The 14,703-nt window shown below is 62.5% G+C and carries 12 protein-coding genes; 2 read left to right on the forward strand and 10 right to left on the reverse strand.

Translation table 11 applies throughout. From position 1 onward, the window contains the following. Positions 1 to 99 precede the first annotated feature (99 nt). A complete protein-coding gene (locus tag JOF47_RS21000; RefSeq protein ID WP_245357144.1) occupies positions 100 to 1,476 on the reverse strand; it encodes an amino acid permease in 1,377 nt (458 codons plus the stop codon). A 200-nt stretch (positions 1,477 to 1,676) separates the two neighbouring features. Next, positions 1,677 to 2,966, reverse strand: a complete 1,290-nt coding sequence (gene kynU, locus JOF47_RS21005) for a kynureninase (protein WP_210002578.1) — start codon at positions 2,964 to 2,966, stop codon at positions 1,677 to 1,679. Here kynU and JOF47_RS21010 point away from each other — a divergent pair. Continuing rightward, a complete protein-coding gene (locus JOF47_RS21010; RefSeq protein WP_245357095.1) occupies positions 2,965 to 3,600 on the forward strand; it encodes an Lrp/AsnC family transcriptional regulator in 636 nt (211 codons plus the stop codon). The genes kynU and JOF47_RS21010 overlap by 2 nt on opposite strands. A 34-nt stretch (positions 3,601 to 3,634) precedes the next feature. On the opposite strand, the gene JOF47_RS21015 is transcribed toward JOF47_RS21010, so the two are convergent. From JOF47_RS21015 to JOF47_RS21025, 4 genes are all read right to left on the reverse strand, one after another. Beyond that, positions 3,635 to 4,066, reverse strand: a complete 432-nt coding sequence (locus tag JOF47_RS21015) for an SRPBCC family protein (RefSeq protein ID WP_210002579.1) — start codon at positions 4,064 to 4,066, stop codon at positions 3,635 to 3,637. 418 nt (positions 4,067 to 4,484) lie between these two features. After that, entirely contained in the window at positions 4,485 to 4,613 is a 129-nt protein-coding gene (locus tag JOF47_RS22240) for a hypothetical protein (protein ID WP_281070325.1), read from the reverse strand. A gap of 193 nt (positions 4,614 to 4,806) precedes the next feature. Continuing rightward, the gene (locus JOF47_RS21020; RefSeq protein ID WP_210002581.1) at positions 4,807 to 5,163 is read right to left on the reverse strand and encodes a hypothetical protein; all 357 of its coding nucleotides are present in this window, start codon (positions 5,161 to 5,163) and stop codon (positions 4,807 to 4,809) included. Between the two features lie 34 nt (positions 5,164 to 5,197). Next, positions 5,198 to 5,914, reverse strand: coding sequence for a hypothetical protein (locus JOF47_RS21025; protein WP_210002583.1), 717 nt, complete (start codon positions 5,912 to 5,914; stop codon positions 5,198 to 5,200). A gap of 484 nt (positions 5,915 to 6,398) precedes the next feature. Here JOF47_RS21025 and JOF47_RS21030 point away from each other — a divergent pair, with 484 nt between their 5' ends. Further along, positions 6,399 to 6,557: a hypothetical protein gene (locus tag JOF47_RS21030; RefSeq protein ID WP_210002585.1), complete on the forward strand. Its 159-nt coding sequence runs from the start codon at positions 6,399 to 6,401 to the stop codon at positions 6,555 to 6,557. 490 nt (positions 6,558 to 7,047) lie between these two features. Here JOF47_RS21030 and JOF47_RS21035 read toward each other — a convergent pair whose 3' ends face one another. The 4 genes from JOF47_RS21035 to JOF47_RS22245 form a co-directional block, all read right to left on the reverse strand. After that, the gene (locus tag JOF47_RS21035) at positions 7,048 to 7,356 is read right to left on the reverse strand and encodes a DUF6966 domain-containing protein (RefSeq protein WP_210002587.1); all 309 of its coding nucleotides are present in this window, start codon (positions 7,354 to 7,356) and stop codon (positions 7,048 to 7,050) included. A 111-nt stretch (positions 7,357 to 7,467) separates the two neighbouring features. Further along, positions 7,468 to 8,250, reverse strand: a complete 783-nt coding sequence (locus JOF47_RS21040; protein ID WP_210002589.1) for a hypothetical protein — start codon at positions 8,248 to 8,250, stop codon at positions 7,468 to 7,470. Beyond that, the gene (locus JOF47_RS21045; protein WP_210002591.1) at positions 8,247 to 9,029 is read right to left on the reverse strand and encodes a hypothetical protein; all 783 of its coding nucleotides are present in this window, start codon (positions 9,027 to 9,029) and stop codon (positions 8,247 to 8,249) included. The genes JOF47_RS21040 and JOF47_RS21045 overlap by 4 nt, the downstream gene beginning before the upstream one ends. Before the next feature lie 28 nt (positions 9,030 to 9,057). Continuing rightward, the gene (locus JOF47_RS22245; RefSeq protein ID WP_210002593.1) at positions 9,058 to 14,559 is read right to left on the reverse strand and encodes a DUF6531 domain-containing protein; all 5,502 of its coding nucleotides are present in this window, start codon (positions 14,557 to 14,559) and stop codon (positions 9,058 to 9,060) included. Positions 14,560 to 14,703 lie beyond the last annotated feature (144 nt).

Below are 14,703 nucleotides of genomic sequence, written 5' to 3' on the forward strand. Positions count from 1 at the left end.
GGCACGGCAATGCCCGGCGGGGAAGGGAAATGCCTTGGCATGTTTTCCGCCCACCCGCCGGGCATCACCCGGTTGCTTCGCCGCCGAAGGACTGCGCCGCTAGACCGATTCGCCGACCAACTCCGGGTCGCCCCTGCGATCGCCCGCCTCGTTGGTCTCGTCGACCTCATCGGTCTCGTCGGCCGGGACCATGCGCTTGCGCATCACGAAGTACAGCACCGCAACGACCAGAGCGAAGGGAACCCCGAAGATCATCGTCATGGTGAATTCCTTGGTGAACAGGGTGGTGATGAGCAGGGCCGCCATCAGCAGGGCACCGATCAGCGAGCCCAGCGGGTAGAACGGCAGCTTGTATTTCAGCTTTTCGCCGTTGCGCTTGTGGGCGCGGCGGAAGAACAGGTGCGTGACGAAGATCAGCATCCAGGTGGCCATGGCACCGAACATCGACAGTGCCATCATCACGGTGAATCCGGTTTCCGGGTTGGCCGCGTAGATCAGCGTGGCGATGGCGATTCCGCCGGCGGAAAGCAGCAGCGCGTTCACGGGGGCGCCGTTCTTCCGGACCTTGCCGAAGATGCGCGGGGCCTGGCCGCCGCGGGAGAGCGAGAACATCATCCGGGTGGAGATGTAGAGCTGGGAGTTCATGGCGGACAGTGCCGCGATGATGACCACGAAGTTCAGGATGGAGTCGGCGTACGGGATGCCGATGACCTGCATGACCGTGACGAACGGGCTGCCGCCCTCGAGGATCTTGCTCACCGGGGCGATGGCCAGGATCAACGACAGGGTCAGGATGTAGAAGAGGAAGAGGCGCACCAGGGTGACCTTGAAGGCCTTCTTGACCGCGACCTCGGGGTCCTTGGCCTCGCCGGCCGCCACCGCGATCATTTCGATGCTCAGGTAGGAGAAGATCGCCAGGATGACCGCGAACCAGACGCCCTTGGCGCCTCCCATGAAGAATCCGCCCTCCGCCTGGTAGTTGTGGAATCCGAAGTCGGGGTTGGTTCCGCCGAAGATCAGCACGGCCGCGACGAGGATGAACGCGACGATGGCAAAGACCTTGGTGGCGGAGAACCAGTATTCGAGGGTGCCGAAGGCCTTCACGTTGAACATGTTCACGCCGATGAGAAGCGCCGAGAAACCCAGGACCCAGACGATTGGAGGAACCGCCGGGAACCACATCTGCATGTAGTCGCCGACGGCCGTGACCTCGGTGCCGACGGCCAGCACGATGCAGGACCAGTACAGGTACTTGATCATGAACCCGGCGAAGGGGTTGATGTAGTGCTCCGCGAAGGCGCCGAAGGAACCCGTGGTCGCGTGGGCGACCGTCATTTCAGACAGGGCTCCCATCAGCAGTACGGCAATGAGTCCGCCAATGGCATAGCTGAGGATGACGCTTGGGCCCGCGAAGGAGATGGCAAACTTGCTGCCCAGGAAGAGGCCCGTGCCGATGGCCCCGCCCAGGGCGATCATGCTCAATTGGCGGGATGTCAGCTGCCGAGAAAGGCCTGCTTCTCTTTTTTGAATGCGATCCAGTGACGAACTCATGGGTGACCTCGGATGGTGGGTATGGGGTGTTGCAGAACGGTTTTGGGTATGGCGATTCCTTTGGATGGCCGCCGGTCGTTGCCGGCGGCCATCCAATGATTTGTTGCTGAGGGGCCTAAGGGGTCCTAGGTGACGGCGTTGCGGGACTTGTAGGCCGGGACATCCCAGGCGCGTGTTTCAAGAATGTCGCGCAGGATCTCCACCGCGTCCCAGACGTCGGTGTAGGAGAGGTAGAGCGGGGTGATGCCGAAGCGCAGGACCTCCGGCTCGCGGTAGTCGCCGATGACGCCGCGCCCGATCAGCGCCTGGATGATGGCATAGCCCTCGGGGTGGCGGAAGCTGACGTGGCTGCCGCGTTCCGCGTGGTTTTCCGGGGTGATCAGTTCTAGGCCGAATTCGCCGCAACGTTCCCGGACCAGCTCAATGAAGAGGTCGGTCAATGCCAGCGACTTCGCACGAACCTGGTCCATGTCGGCCTCGAGCGAGACATCGAGCCCGCATTCGACCATGGCCATGGACGTGATCGGCTGGGTTCCGCAGAGGAAGCGGCGCACGTCGTTGGCGGCAGTGTAGCTGTCGGACATCTCGAACGGGGCGGCGTGGGACCACCAGCCGGTCAGCGGCTGCCAGAAGCGCCCCTGGTGGCGGGCGTTGACCCAGATAAACGCCGGGGAACCCGGGCCGCCATTGAGGTACTTGTAGGTGCAACCCACCGCATAGTCGGCGTTGGCGCCGTTGAGGTCCACCGGAACTGCTCCGGCCGCGTGTGCGAGGTCCCAGATGACCAAGGCTCCTGCAGCGTGGGCCGCGGCGGTCACTTCGTTCATGTTCCACATGGCACCGGTGCGGTAGTTCACGTGGGAAAGCGCCAAGACGGCAACCGAATCGTCGAGTGCCTCTGCGAGGCTGAGGTTTTCGTCGATCAGGCGAACTTCATAGTGTTCGCCGGTTTCGGCCTTGACCGAGTTCAGGAAATCGCTGATGCCCTCGGCAATGTAGATGTCGGTCGGGAAGTTGTCGCGTTCGGTGAGGATGACGCGGCGTCCCGGGGCATCCTGCTGCTGGATGCGCACGGCGGAAGCAAGTGCCTTGAAGAGGTTCAGGCTCGTGGTGTCGGTGACGACGGTTTCGCCGTCGTTGCCGCCAATGAGCTTCGACAGCTTGTCGCCCAGGCGGGACGGCAGATCGAACCAACCGGCGGTGTTCCAGGAGCGGATCAGTCCGTGCGCCCATTCGTTGTTGATGACATCGGCTGCACGCTCGGCGGCCCCCAGCGGCAGCGGGCCCAGTGAGTTGCCGTCAAGGTAGATCAACCCCTCGGGCAGCGAGAATCGCTCGCGGAAACGAGCCAAGCTGTCGTTGTTGTCGGCCGCCTGCAAGCTTGCACGGTCGGTTCGAAGGGTGGGGGTGCTCATGGAGATTGTTGCCTTTCTTGACGTATCGAAAGGCCTTGGCTCAAACCGCAACCCCTCAATGCTGTTGGCTAATCATAGAATTATTCACCAAACCATTGGTAGTGTGGTGAATAAGTGCTCAAATTCCAAGGAGAATTTCGTGTTGAATTCGGGAAGTATCAAGAACCATCACCGGCAACAGAATACTGTTCGGCTCGACGACGCCGATCTGATCATCCTTCAGGAACTCAGCAAGGACGCACGGACCCCAAACAACCTGTTGGCTTCCCGGGCAGGGATCGCCGCGTCGACGTGTCTGGGTCGGGTGCGGGCGCTCCAGGACGCCGGTGTCATTCGAGGGTTCCATGCGGACATAAATCCCCGGTTACTGGGATTGCAGGTAACCGCGATGGTGTCGGTCATGGTTCGGCCCGATGCTCGGAACGAAATGCTGGAAGCTGCCCGGGCCTTGCAGGCGTTGCCGGAAGTGCAGGACGTTTTTGTTCTGGGCGGAACGCCCGACATCCTTGTACATGTCATCTGCCAGTCGGTCGAAGCCTTGCGGGATTTCGTGGCCCAGCATCTCGGGGCCAAGGCTGCATTCGCCTCAACCCAAACCAACCTCGTTTTCGAGCACCTTTCTCCGGAAGGGTGACGGTTCCACAGAGGGAAGCAGAAACTCCTCAGTCTTACGGCGCGGCCTCCGCGTAGATTCTCAGAGCCTTCAGTGTTCCGGATTCCGAATCGGCAATCGCGGCGAGCAGCTCGCCGACCTCGTCCTCGAGTTCGGCCGCTGCTTCAACACTCACCAAGAGACGAACCGTGGTTTGCCCCGATCCCTCCGAAAGTTCGTAGCTGTAAAGAACTCTGATGTCCCCGCTGCCGGTCGCCAGCGTGATGGATTGCCCATCCTGCAGCTCGGTGATGACGAGTTGGCGTTCATGCTCTCCGGAGCGGTAATCAAGTACCGTACCAGGGATCGTCGTGAGCTGTTCAGCCTCCATCGAGTCGACACCGGGCATCCATTTCGGTGCGGCGACCCAATCCGTGAGCAAGAACCAAACCCGTGTGGCGGGAACGTGAATCGACTCCTGAACGTCCAAAGCCTGAAATCGTGTCATGGCCGAATCGTGCCACGAAGCGGCCGGGAATGAAACGCTTAGGGGAAACGAGAATTCAGCCTCATGCACACGCGATGGATCAGTCGACAGGATCCATCGTCAACGATTCACTCTGCTTGTCAATCAGGAGCAACCCAGCTGGCTTTACGGACGAACAATCGCCACCGGTTTGTGCCACTAGCGACCTAGTCGCCATCGAAACCCGCCGAGTATCCACGAGAGCCTCGCCTTCCATAGATTCCGACGGGCAAACGCCCGGAATTCCTTGAGCAAGGAATAGTACTTTTCGGTTTCATCGTGATCCGGGGACCCCTCGGGCTTTTGCACATAGATGACGAGAAGTCCGTCCGCATGCGCAGTGAATGAATCCAACACGGCCTTGCAAATTCTGTATAGGTGCTCCTGCGTAACACCGTTCTCAAGCCTGCGCGGTTTCCTCGTACATCTGTGCCATTTGACGTTGGCGCATTCCGTCGACGTACTGCGCAAACCTGCGCATCTGCCGGGCCGTGTTCTTGAACGATTTGCTGCCTGCTTGATCGGCCATTTTGCTTTAATCTCGCCTAGCTTCCATGACTCAGGTACGTAAATTTGCAGGCAAACCGGCGATGACACCAGCAGCCACGCCCCGCGGCCTGTTCCTCTCCGTCGGGTGAGCGCCGCAACCCCCTGCATTCAGCGCCAGCTCGCCCACGGCAGTCTCGCTACCAGGCAACGAACGGCGTCAGTCTGATGTTTCATCAGTGGAAACCGCCAAAGAACCGAGAAATACCTTTTCCACGAAGATTCGAACGAGCGAACTTTCGAAGATCCTGAATGAGGCCGAAGTAGCTCTCATTAGCGGATTCATCGGGAGATCCATCAAGGTTAGTTACATATCGGTCACTGATACTCATTGGACCTGCCCTGAGCGACATCGACACTTCTGCGGAAATCTCCCCCAACCGGTCACGGGTGACGCCTTCATCAAGCTCGCGCGCAAAATCCTCATAGGCAGCGGCGGCCTCAGGTAGACCTATCTGATAAAGATGGTTCGCAAACGAGAGCATCTTGGTGGAAATATCCTCGGGCAAATTTCTATCTACTTGAGGCGTCATTCGTCCAGTGTCACTTCTCTAGGCGGAACGGATTTCATGCGGACAACGTCCTCCAGTCAGCAATCGTCGGAGAGTTAAACCACGTCAACTGCGGATCAGCCCGGCCCATCCGATGGAAGTAACGCGCCGCAATCAACGCCTGTTCCAGCGTCGTGGTCTCCCAGGACGCATGCGAAATAACCATGTGCCCGATCTTCACGTCGACCTGCCCGAGATCACTTCCAGGAGTCGTCAACATGCCCCATCGGTCCTCTTTCGAGGGCTCGGGCGAGAACCAGACGACCAGCGCGCCCTGCGCATTTCCGGCGACGGTCAAACAGGCCTCACCACGCGTTGCACTCACCAGCGACCGGATCTTGGCGACCAGAGCCTGCTCCGAAAACCCCGCCTCGCGAAAGATCTTTCGGCCAACGCGCCATTCCAAGGAATCGCCCGCTTCCTGACAGGAACGCTTCAACGCCGGCTCTCCACGCCCCCGCTGCCGATCCCATTCAGAGCGCAGCATCGAACCTAAAACCCATCCAACAAACGTGCAGAGGAACCGCGTCAGAAAGACCGGGGAAAAATTGGGTACGAACATGGAAACGACATAAGGCGCCAGAAGAAGGGCTGCAAACAATGTAAACGGTGCGCCGATGGCGATGAATGCCAAGGTCGCGGCAAGGAACATGGATCCAAGAACGGTTCCAAACAGAAGCATCATGTCCTGCTGGCCACCAACAAGAGATCCACCGATTGCGATGGCAAGCACAACCGGAACGAGTATGCACCTCGCGATAACATCTGACCGGCTTAATGGCGGATATTGCCATGCCTTTTCCTGCTTGTTGGCTACCAAAAAAACTCCAACCTAGATCTAGTTGCACACCCATTTACCGTCGCCGGAAGCGGCAAAGCCCCCGATTGCGGTGGCTTTCAGTTGGTCTATACGACGCGCGTGCCCGCCAGTCGTTGAACGGCCCCGATGCAGAACCGATGAGCTAAATGACGTCCTCAGTGAACAGCGACTGCCACTTGTACAGGCCTCCGTCGTAATCCCTGAGAACCGTCCGTTTGAGATCACCCTGAAACTCTGCTCCCAAGAGCGGCTCAATGAGTTCCCGGCTGTTGTTCACGCGCTTCGTCCACTCCGGCCATCGCTGCCCCGGAGGCGTGCATTCAACCTCCATGAACCGATGCCCCTCGCCTTGCTGCTTCGTAAGCCATCGCTGACGGATCTTCGGCAGGTTAAGGGTATGCGCCCACGCCCACGCATGATCGTCTTCTGGGACCCACTCATAGGCGGCTTCCAGAACGTTGGCGTCAACGCCATGCAGGCTACCCAGACGCTCGAGGGTAAATGCATGCCTCCGAGGTACCGCGACTTCCTCGAGACAAACCGCTCGAGCCAATGAATCCAACGCGGAACGGGGGTCACCCGCACCGATCAACGCATAAACCTGAATCAGGGTGGACCCGGAACTATTTCCCGAAACCGTTCGGCAAGCCACTGGACATCCATCAGGGCACGCCGGGCTTCGGTGCCCTCGACCGGCCAGTGCTGTCCATCGTCATTTGGCGTGGATGCCACCCACCCACCAACTCGCGGGCCTTCGCCATTTCTGGCCCAGCGCGCACGATCGGCGCGAGCGACCAGCCGGCGTGCCTCCTGGGCGTCCATTCGCGGCTCGTTCGTCAGCAAAACCGAAGGCCACGATGTTTCGCTCATAAGCCCGATCGGGCTCTGCTCACGAACACGGAATGCCGGAATCGTCGCACCGGCGGGAGTGGCTTCCACATCGTAAATACGACCCCTCATCAGATTGGAGAGACCGTTGTTGACCCGACGAACCCTGTATCGAGGAACCGACAGGGGAGAACACTTCGAAACCGTCGATGATCCGCTCACTGGTCGAGTTCTTCCAAGCCTTGATGCGCAGCATCGAGAATGGACCGCATCAGGAAATCAAAATGGTTGTTCTCCGTCTTCAATGGCTTCCCGTTTCGGTGAAGGACCAGATCGGTTAAGCTCCCTGGGCCTCCCGCGAAGGATTGAATGAGTCCCGCATAGATTTCGCGTATCTCCGGCGAATTTGACGCAGTTCTGAGCGCTTCGGTCTTGTTCCGGAATACGTTGGACCAACCGGGCCGACCGTGCTTCGCAAGGATTTCGGAGAACTCCTCGAGCATTTCGACCATTTTCTCGATGTTCAAACCAGCGTCCTTGACTTCAATCTCTCATTCTTCGCCTGCGCCAACATGTGCTCACCAGTATCCTGCCAAACGGTAGTTTATGGGCTTACTGACCTCCGATGCATGCTTGAGTCAGCCGTCCCGGTGGCTCGCAGACCAAGCAAGATCACGCGAACGTGAACCGGTCATCGCAAAGTGGCGTGCCGCCGCCCGCGCTCGACGCAACGATTCACCGTCCGTCTGGTCCGGCGAACCGGCAGCGGACATCTCGTTGCCCAACATCGTTCGTCCCGAAGCAACCAGGGTGTTCCACGCGGGAGATTCAAGGTCATCCGTCTCGTATACTTCAACGGCGTCCGGTGCGATACCTACGGCATCCATCCGGGCCGCGCCACGTCGCAGGGTAAGGGCCGAGAACTGACCGTCGAGCCGCCCAAGCAACTCATCGATCTTTTCCCCGCTGGGGCCAAGCTCCTCGAAACGGTCCTTGCCGATGGCCCACGTCGCCACCGTCGTCGCCGGCACCGCCATCGGGTCCGTCTTCGGCTCGGGAAGAACCTCGGGCCCCTGCCTCGCCGCCCGGCGTGCACGCCCGAGGATCATTCCGAGAACGGCGAAACCTACCAAGGCCGTAATCGTCCAGGTGATCGTTCCGAAATTGATCAACAACACCAGGGAGAGACCGATGACCAGCGGATAGGTCATCATGCGCTTGTAGGGGTCCTGCCGCGCACCGGAAATTAACGAGAGCAGTAGGACTATTGCGGAGAAAAGGACCACGAGAACCGGCAGAGACCCCGCCAAAAGCGGAATCGCCAGGCCAACCACGGCCGCAGAGAAAGCAAGAAAATAACGTAGCGGGGTAGGTGCCGCCACACGTGCAACCGGCGTCAATCGACGCTCTCCGGTTTTCATGCGGACAACGTCCTCCAGTCAGCAATCGTCGGCGAGCTAAACCACGTCAACTGCGGGTCAGCCCGGCCCTTGAGATGGAAGTAGTGCGCCGCAACCAACGCCTTCTCCAGCGTCGTGGTCTCCCAGGACGCATGCGAAATGACCATTGGTCCGATCTTCACGTCGACCTGGCCGGGATCGCTTCCCGGAGAAGTCAGCATGCTCCATTGGTCTTCTTTCGAGGTCTCGGGAGAGAAGCAGACGACCAGCGCGCCCTGCGCATTTCCGGCGACGGTCAAGCATGCCTCACCACGCGTTGCGCTCACCAGCGTGCGCCGGTCGCCGTCCAGCGACCGGATCTTGGCAACCAGCGCTGCCTCCGAGTACCCGGCCTCGCGAAAGGCTTTTCGCTCAACGCGCCACTCCAGCGAATCACCATCGTGGTTCTTCAGAGCTTTTGAATTCGGGGCTACACAACCACGTCGCCGATCCCATTCCGAACGCAGCATCGCACCAATGGTCCAACCCGACCAAATGCTGAGGAACCACGATGCGAGAACACTGCCGAACCCCGGCACGAACCGCGAAACTGCTAATGGGGCAAGAAGTAGCGCAGCCAGCAAAGTAAAAGGGGCCCCGTAGGATACGAATCCCAAAATGCCGGCCAAGATCAATGCACCCAAAATGGTTCCGAACAGCAACACCAAATCTGATTGGCCACTCAGCAAGGATCCACCTACAGCAACAGCAAGGGAAACAAAAACGATGACGCATCGCCAGAGGATATCCGATCGGCTCATCGGCTTATACCGCCATGCTTTTGCCTGCTTATTCGCTACCAAAGGAACTCCAACTTAGATCTAGTCCCGCACCAATACCGGCGCCAGCTGCTGCAGAACCCCATAGTGCGGTGGTGTTATGTTGTTCGAATCGTACGAAGGTCCCACCCAACGTTCTTGGCTGCTGAAGCGGAATTCTCCTAAGAGCGTCGAAATTACTCTGTGTAATTCGATCTGGCATTGGAATGAAAGGTACGCCCGCCCCGGTGACGCCAGCGAAGGCTAAGTCCCCCCAGCCGGTTGATTCTCCAGCAACAAGATTAGTCGAAGCTACGCCGCTAATGTTTCCCGCTGCGCCTACCAGGGACGTGGACGTCTTCGCTGCCAAAGATGAAACCGGTTTCCCGAGGTGTTCAGCTATGGATCCTCCGGCTGGTCCAGCCAAACCACCAATTGAGCCACCAACGAATCCGCCGATGGAAGAAGCTATTACGCCTCGGGCACTAATCTTCTCGCCTCCGATAGTTTGTCCCAAAACATGGGATCCCACAGAGGTGACAGCACCAACGCCGCCGTTGACGCCCATATTGGCTGCCAACGACTTGACCAAATTCGCCGTGGGAGCAACGCGCAGGGAGGCCTGTGCGGCCATTCCGCCAACTCTCGTGGCTTTCAACAGAAGCGGCGCAGCCCCACCGACAGCACCAAGAACAGTTGACCCGGCAGCTTGTGCCCAATTTACTTTGCCAGTCGTCGCCTTCTGGAGAATGACATCAGCGCCACCGGCAATTAGCGCCATCCCCAGGGGCCCGCCGACGCCGGTCGCCATCAGGATGCCGCCGCCGACAACCATCGCGCCACCGGCGAAGTACTCCCAGTTGTCAGCCATCCAGTCCCCGGCTGTGGCAAGCGCACCGTTGTTGCCGTCGCGGTAGGCCTGCATATCCGCCTCGGAGACAGCGCTCAAACCCAACGGATCAATCGCATGCAACGGATCATTGCCGGCATACGAATACGGGTTGCCCGCCCAACCGGCACCAATCACCGGATCCAAGGGGTCAACCGACAAGAACCCACGCGTCAACGGGTCATAGGCGCGGGCCCCAAACCAATCCAGCCCGGCAACCTGCACACCTCCGGAAGCGCTAACGCTCAACCCGGCAGGCAACCCCGCAACGGCACCGGCGGACATGCCCCACGGGCTACCCGGATCAGTCGCGTGGCCGCTGCGCCAGCCGGCGTTCAACACCGTCTCGCCCACGGCGGTCACGCCGCCGGGCAACGCCGCCACGGACTTGCCACCCAATGCCACCACGCGCGGGGCGGCCTCGGCCGAATCCCACCAGACCTCGGTGCCGTTGACGTCTCCCAGCTCGCCGAGGGCATCAACCCACAACTCGCTGCGCGATACTTCCCCACCGGAAGCCTCCGAGGCGACGGCGCTCAGCCAGCCCCGGTCCGACCATTCGAAGTTCCGAGCCGAACCATCGGCTTCCTCAACGGCGGTCCGGCGACCCAACCCGTCATAGTCATAGGTGGTGGTCCCGGCATTGCTCGTGCGCAAACGCAACTGGCCGGCAGCATCGTAGGCAAACTCGGTTGCCACGCCTTCGATGGACTCGGCCACCAGGCGTCCCGCAAGGTCATAGCGCCACTGCGATGCCTCGGCGTCGCCGCGCAGCGAGCGCTCCAGCTGGCACGCCGAATCATAGGCAAAGCGGGTCTCGGTGCCGTTGGCGAGGATCGCGGCAATGCGCCCGTCCTCGTCGCGACGAATCACCGTCTCGTCCACGCCGTCGACGGTCGTCGTCGTGTGGCGCACCAGGGCCCCCTCTGCGTAGTCCCAGCCCTGCACCGTATCGCTGGCGACGGCGCCCACCAGGCGTCCGGCTTCATCGTGCTCGTAGGCAATCCGCCCGAAGACCGGGTGGCCGACGGTGACAACCCGTCCGGCGGCATCGCGTCCGAATTCGGTGCGCACTCCCAACGGATCGACCATCGCGGTGCGGTTCCCGTCCGCGTCGTACTCCCACGACGGGCCGACCCCGTTGCGCAGCCGCTGCACCATCTGGCCGCGGCGGTTGAAGCGCAGAAGGTGCGCGACCTCGACGCCGTCGGCGCGCGTGTGGTCCGCGACCAGCATGGTCCGCGAACGGGCGTCCCGGGACATGCGCATCTGCACACGCCCGTTGACCACCAGGGAGGTCTGGCGGCCCGCCTCGTCATAGGTCCATTCGCTGCGGCGGCCCTCCGGGTCGCACTGCCACAGCTGGCGCCCGGCCTCGTCATAGCCCGCGGTGGTGGTCCGGCCCAGCGGATCGGTTTCCGCGATGACCTGGTCGGCGTCGTTGTAGGCCCGGCGAGTGGTGGCGCCCAGCGGATCGGTGATGCTCCTGACCCGCCCGCGGGCGTCGTAGCCGTAGCGGGTCTTCCCGCCCAAGCCGTTGACGGCCTCGACCAGCTGCCCCGCAGCGTCGTAGCGGAAGCTGCGCCGCCCGAAGGACGGGTCCTTGGCGCGCACCATCCGACCGGCCAGGTCGTACTCGTAGCTGGAGGTGCCGCGCCCGGGGGTGTACCGGGAGGCGACCCGACCGACGGCGTCGTACCGCACGCGCTCGGTTTCGCCGCCCGGGAAGACGCGGGCAATGACGCGGGACTCGGCGTCGTATTCAAGCGTGGTGCGCGCCCCCGAAGGATCGGTGCTTGCGGCCGGCCGGCCGGCGGCGTCGAACTCGAAGTGCGTGCTTGCCCCGCCCGGCGATCGCTGTTCGATGACCCGGCCCGCTGCATCGCGGCTCAGCAGGGTCAACCCGCCCTCGGCGTCGACCATTTCCACCGGGCGGCCGCACCTGTCATAGGTGACCAGCTCGGTGCTGCCGTCGGCCCGCTCCGTCGCCACGGGGCGGCCGAACTCGTCGAAGCGCATGCTGCTGCGGTCAAAGGCGTCCTGCACCGTGGCGGTTCCGGCCGCGGCGTCGACCGAGTAGGCCTGACGCACGCCGGTGGGGTCCATCGTCCCAGTGAGCTCGCCGTTGCTGCCGTATTCGCGCTGCCAGGAGTGCCCGGCCGGATCGGTGATCCGGGTCAGCCGCGAAAGCGCGTCGTGCGCGAAGCGCCATTGGGCACCGTCCGGAAGCTCGATTCCCGCCAGGTTGCCGAAGTCGTCGAGCGTGCGTGTCACGGCGCGGCCCAGCGGGTCGACGGTGCCGGCGAGCTGGCCGTGGGAGCCGTAGTTCATCTCGGTGCGCGCGCCCAGCGGGTCGGTGACCACGGCCAGGGCGCCGCCCGGCGCGTACTCGAATTTCCACAGGGCGCCGTCGGCATCCCGGCGGGAGCGCAGCTGTCCGGCGCCGTCGTAGATGTAGGTGGTGCGGGCCCCGCCCGGGGACACGGCCGCGGTGACCCGGCCGGCGTCGTCGCGCTCCAGGGTCGCGGTGTTGCCCAGGGCGTTGGTGATGGTGACCAGGTCGCCGAAGGCGTCGTAGCCGAAGCGCACGCGCACGCCGACGGGGTCGACGACCTCGGTGAGCCGGCAATCCTGCCAGGTGAGTTCGGTGCGCCCGCCCTCCGGGTCGATGATGAGCGAGGGGTTCCGCGATGCGTCGTCGGCGTATTCGTACTGCACGACCCCGCCGGACTCGGTCACCACGGTCACCGGGCGGTCGGCGTCGTCATATCCGTAGCTGATGTCCGCGCCGGCGGGGGTCACCGTGCGGATCTTGCGTCCGCGCTGGTCGTAGGCGTGGACCGTGACGGCGCCGTCGCGTTCCGTGACGGAGACCAGGTTGCCGTGCCTGTCGTAGCTCATGTTCTGCCGGTTGTCGTCGGCGTCGACGATCCCGACCAGCCGGCCCTTTGCGTCGGCAACCCACGTGTTGGACCGGGTTCCGTCCTGGTCGGAGATGACCGTCAGGCGGTTCGGAAGGTAGGCGAAGCGGGTGACCCGGCCGAAGGCCGAGACCTGCGTGTACACCCGGCGGTGGTCGTCGTAGGTGTTGACCGCCTCGTTGACGCCGGCCGCGTCGGTGACTACATCGATCAGGCCGTCGCAGTTCCAGCCGTACCTGCGCACACCGCCGGGTCCCGCGACCGAAACCAGCTGACCGCGCTCGTCGTACTCGAACTCGACGCGGCGTCCATCCGAGGCCGCGAGGACCACGATCCGCTCCCCCGACCATTCGGCACGCACCCGGCGGCCGTGTTCGTGAACCAGCTCGGCGACGGCACCAGCGGCATCCCGGTGGACGGATACCGAGGTGCCGGGCCCGGCGTCAGCCGAGAGCCAGGTTCCCGCCGGAGTGAACACCCAGCGTGATCCGGCGTTGTTGCTCGCCACCAAGACCTCGGACAAAGCGGAAGCGTTCTGGCCCGCCTCGTCGCTTGGGCCGGAGCCGGCCGGGGTCTCGCTGTTCAGCCAGAAGCTTTCGCCGGCTGCGCGGTCCCATCCGGCACCGAGCCGCGGGAACCGCACATGGCGCCCGTCGGCCAGGACGAGGGAAGCGCCCTCGTCGTCGAGCTCCAGACGGGTTTCAAATACCGAGGCCCAGCCCGGACCGAAGACGCCCACGCGCTCGTCCATGGAGTTGTAGGTGCGGGCGGCCGACAGCGACGACGCCGCGCCGGCAAAGCCAAGGTCAACCTCGGTTTCCAGGAAGTTTCCGGTGGAGGTGTTCACCGGGTCGTTTGAGTAACCGGTGGTTGGAGGCGCGCCAAGGGTCTGCGGCAGGTCGATCGTGAGATCCTGGCGCTCCGCGCCGATTCCCTGCGAGGCCAGGGCCGCAAGCAGCGCCGCGTCCGAGACCTGGGAGACGTTCCCTTCGCCGCCCGCCGCAGCGAAGGCATCGGCGATGGTTTTTGCCCAGGAGACATCCTGGTCGTTGGCGGTCAGCCATCTTTCGAATCCGGTCACCACACCGTCGGCACTGAGGGATCCGTGTGTGCAGCGTGCCGCGAAGTCGGCGAGGTTTCCGCGCAAGGCACCGGGTTTGCCGGAGAGTTCCGCGTTCAGGGTCGCCGAGCCGGTGGCGAAGGACCTCAAATCGCTGGGACGAGCAGCCGACACTCCACCGCCGCCACCGCCGCCGTTGCCGGGGGCCGGGGTCTGGCGCACGCCTGAACGCGGCGCGGCGGTTACGATCTTTATTTCGTTTGCGGGCGGTCCGACCGGTGGGTCCTCGGCGCCGATGAACCAGTCAACAGCGCTATCGAGCCAGTTCGCTTCGCGTTCGTCCCGGCGCTGCTTCCATTCCCTGGCCAGCCGGCGCCGTTCGCTTTCTGCGTGGGCCTCTTCCTTCAGCCTGCGGGCACCCGTGGCCACTTCGCGCAATCTGTCCGAAAGCTCCATGGCGTCGGCCGAAGCCACCCGGGCGTTGTCCGCGAACAGCTGCGAGAAACGACCCTTGAATTCGGTTCCCGCCGTCGCCACGAATGACGACCGCGAACCCGCCTGGGCCTCGATTGCCGCCGCCGCAGCAGTGAACGCCGAAATCAGGGCGTCCGCAGTCCCATAATCGAACTTAACAATCTCGTTATAGGGTCCCAGATCGGCCACGCGTGTATCTCCCTCATCAACCTCAAGGACCTGTCGATCCTCGCAAAAAGCCATCCGAGAACCCAGAAGGTCTCGGAACAAACAAAACCGCCCCCGTCGTTAGACCGACGCCACGCCGGCGACAACGGGGGCGATTCAGGACAA

This window comes from Paeniglutamicibacter kerguelensis (assembly GCF_017876535.1).
In the GTDB taxonomy this organism is placed as follows: domain Bacteria; phylum Actinomycetota; class Actinomycetes; order Actinomycetales; family Micrococcaceae; genus Paeniglutamicibacter; species Paeniglutamicibacter kerguelensis.

What these genes read in the sequence shown, in the direction of transcription:
- JOF47_RS21040 (WP_210002589.1), bottom strand. Translation starts at nt 8,250, where the DNA reads ATGAAAACCGGAGAGCGTCGATTGACGCCGGTTGCACGTGTGGCGGCA.
- JOF47_RS21045 (WP_210002591.1), bottom strand. Translation starts at nt 9,029, where the DNA reads ATGAGCCGATCGGATATCCTCTGGCGATGCGTCATCGTTTTTGTTTCC.
- kynU (WP_210002578.1), bottom strand. Translation starts at nt 2,966, where the DNA reads ATGAGCACCCCCACCCTTCGAACCGACCGTGCAAGCTTGCAGGCGGCC.
- JOF47_RS21020 (WP_210002581.1), bottom strand. Translation starts at nt 5,163, where the DNA reads ATGACGCCTCAAGTAGATAGAAATTTGCCCGAGGATATTTCCACCAAG.
- JOF47_RS22240 (WP_281070325.1), bottom strand. Translation starts at nt 4,613, where the DNA reads ATGGCCGATCAAGCAGGCAGCAAATCGTTCAAGAACACGGCCCGGCAG.
- JOF47_RS21015 (WP_210002579.1), bottom strand. Translation starts at nt 4,066, where the DNA reads ATGACACGATTTCAGGCTTTGGACGTTCAGGAGTCGATTCACGTTCCC.
- JOF47_RS21010 (WP_245357095.1), top strand. Translation starts at nt 2,965, where the DNA reads ATGGAGATTGTTGCCTTTCTTGACGTATCGAAAGGCCTTGGCTCAAAC.
- JOF47_RS21030 (WP_210002585.1), top strand. Translation starts at nt 6,399, where the DNA reads ATGCGCCCACGCCCACGCATGATCGTCTTCTGGGACCCACTCATAGGC.
- JOF47_RS21000 (WP_245357144.1), bottom strand. Translation starts at nt 1,476, where the DNA reads ATGATCGCCCTGGGCGGGGCCATCGGCACGGGCCTCTTCCTGGGCAGC.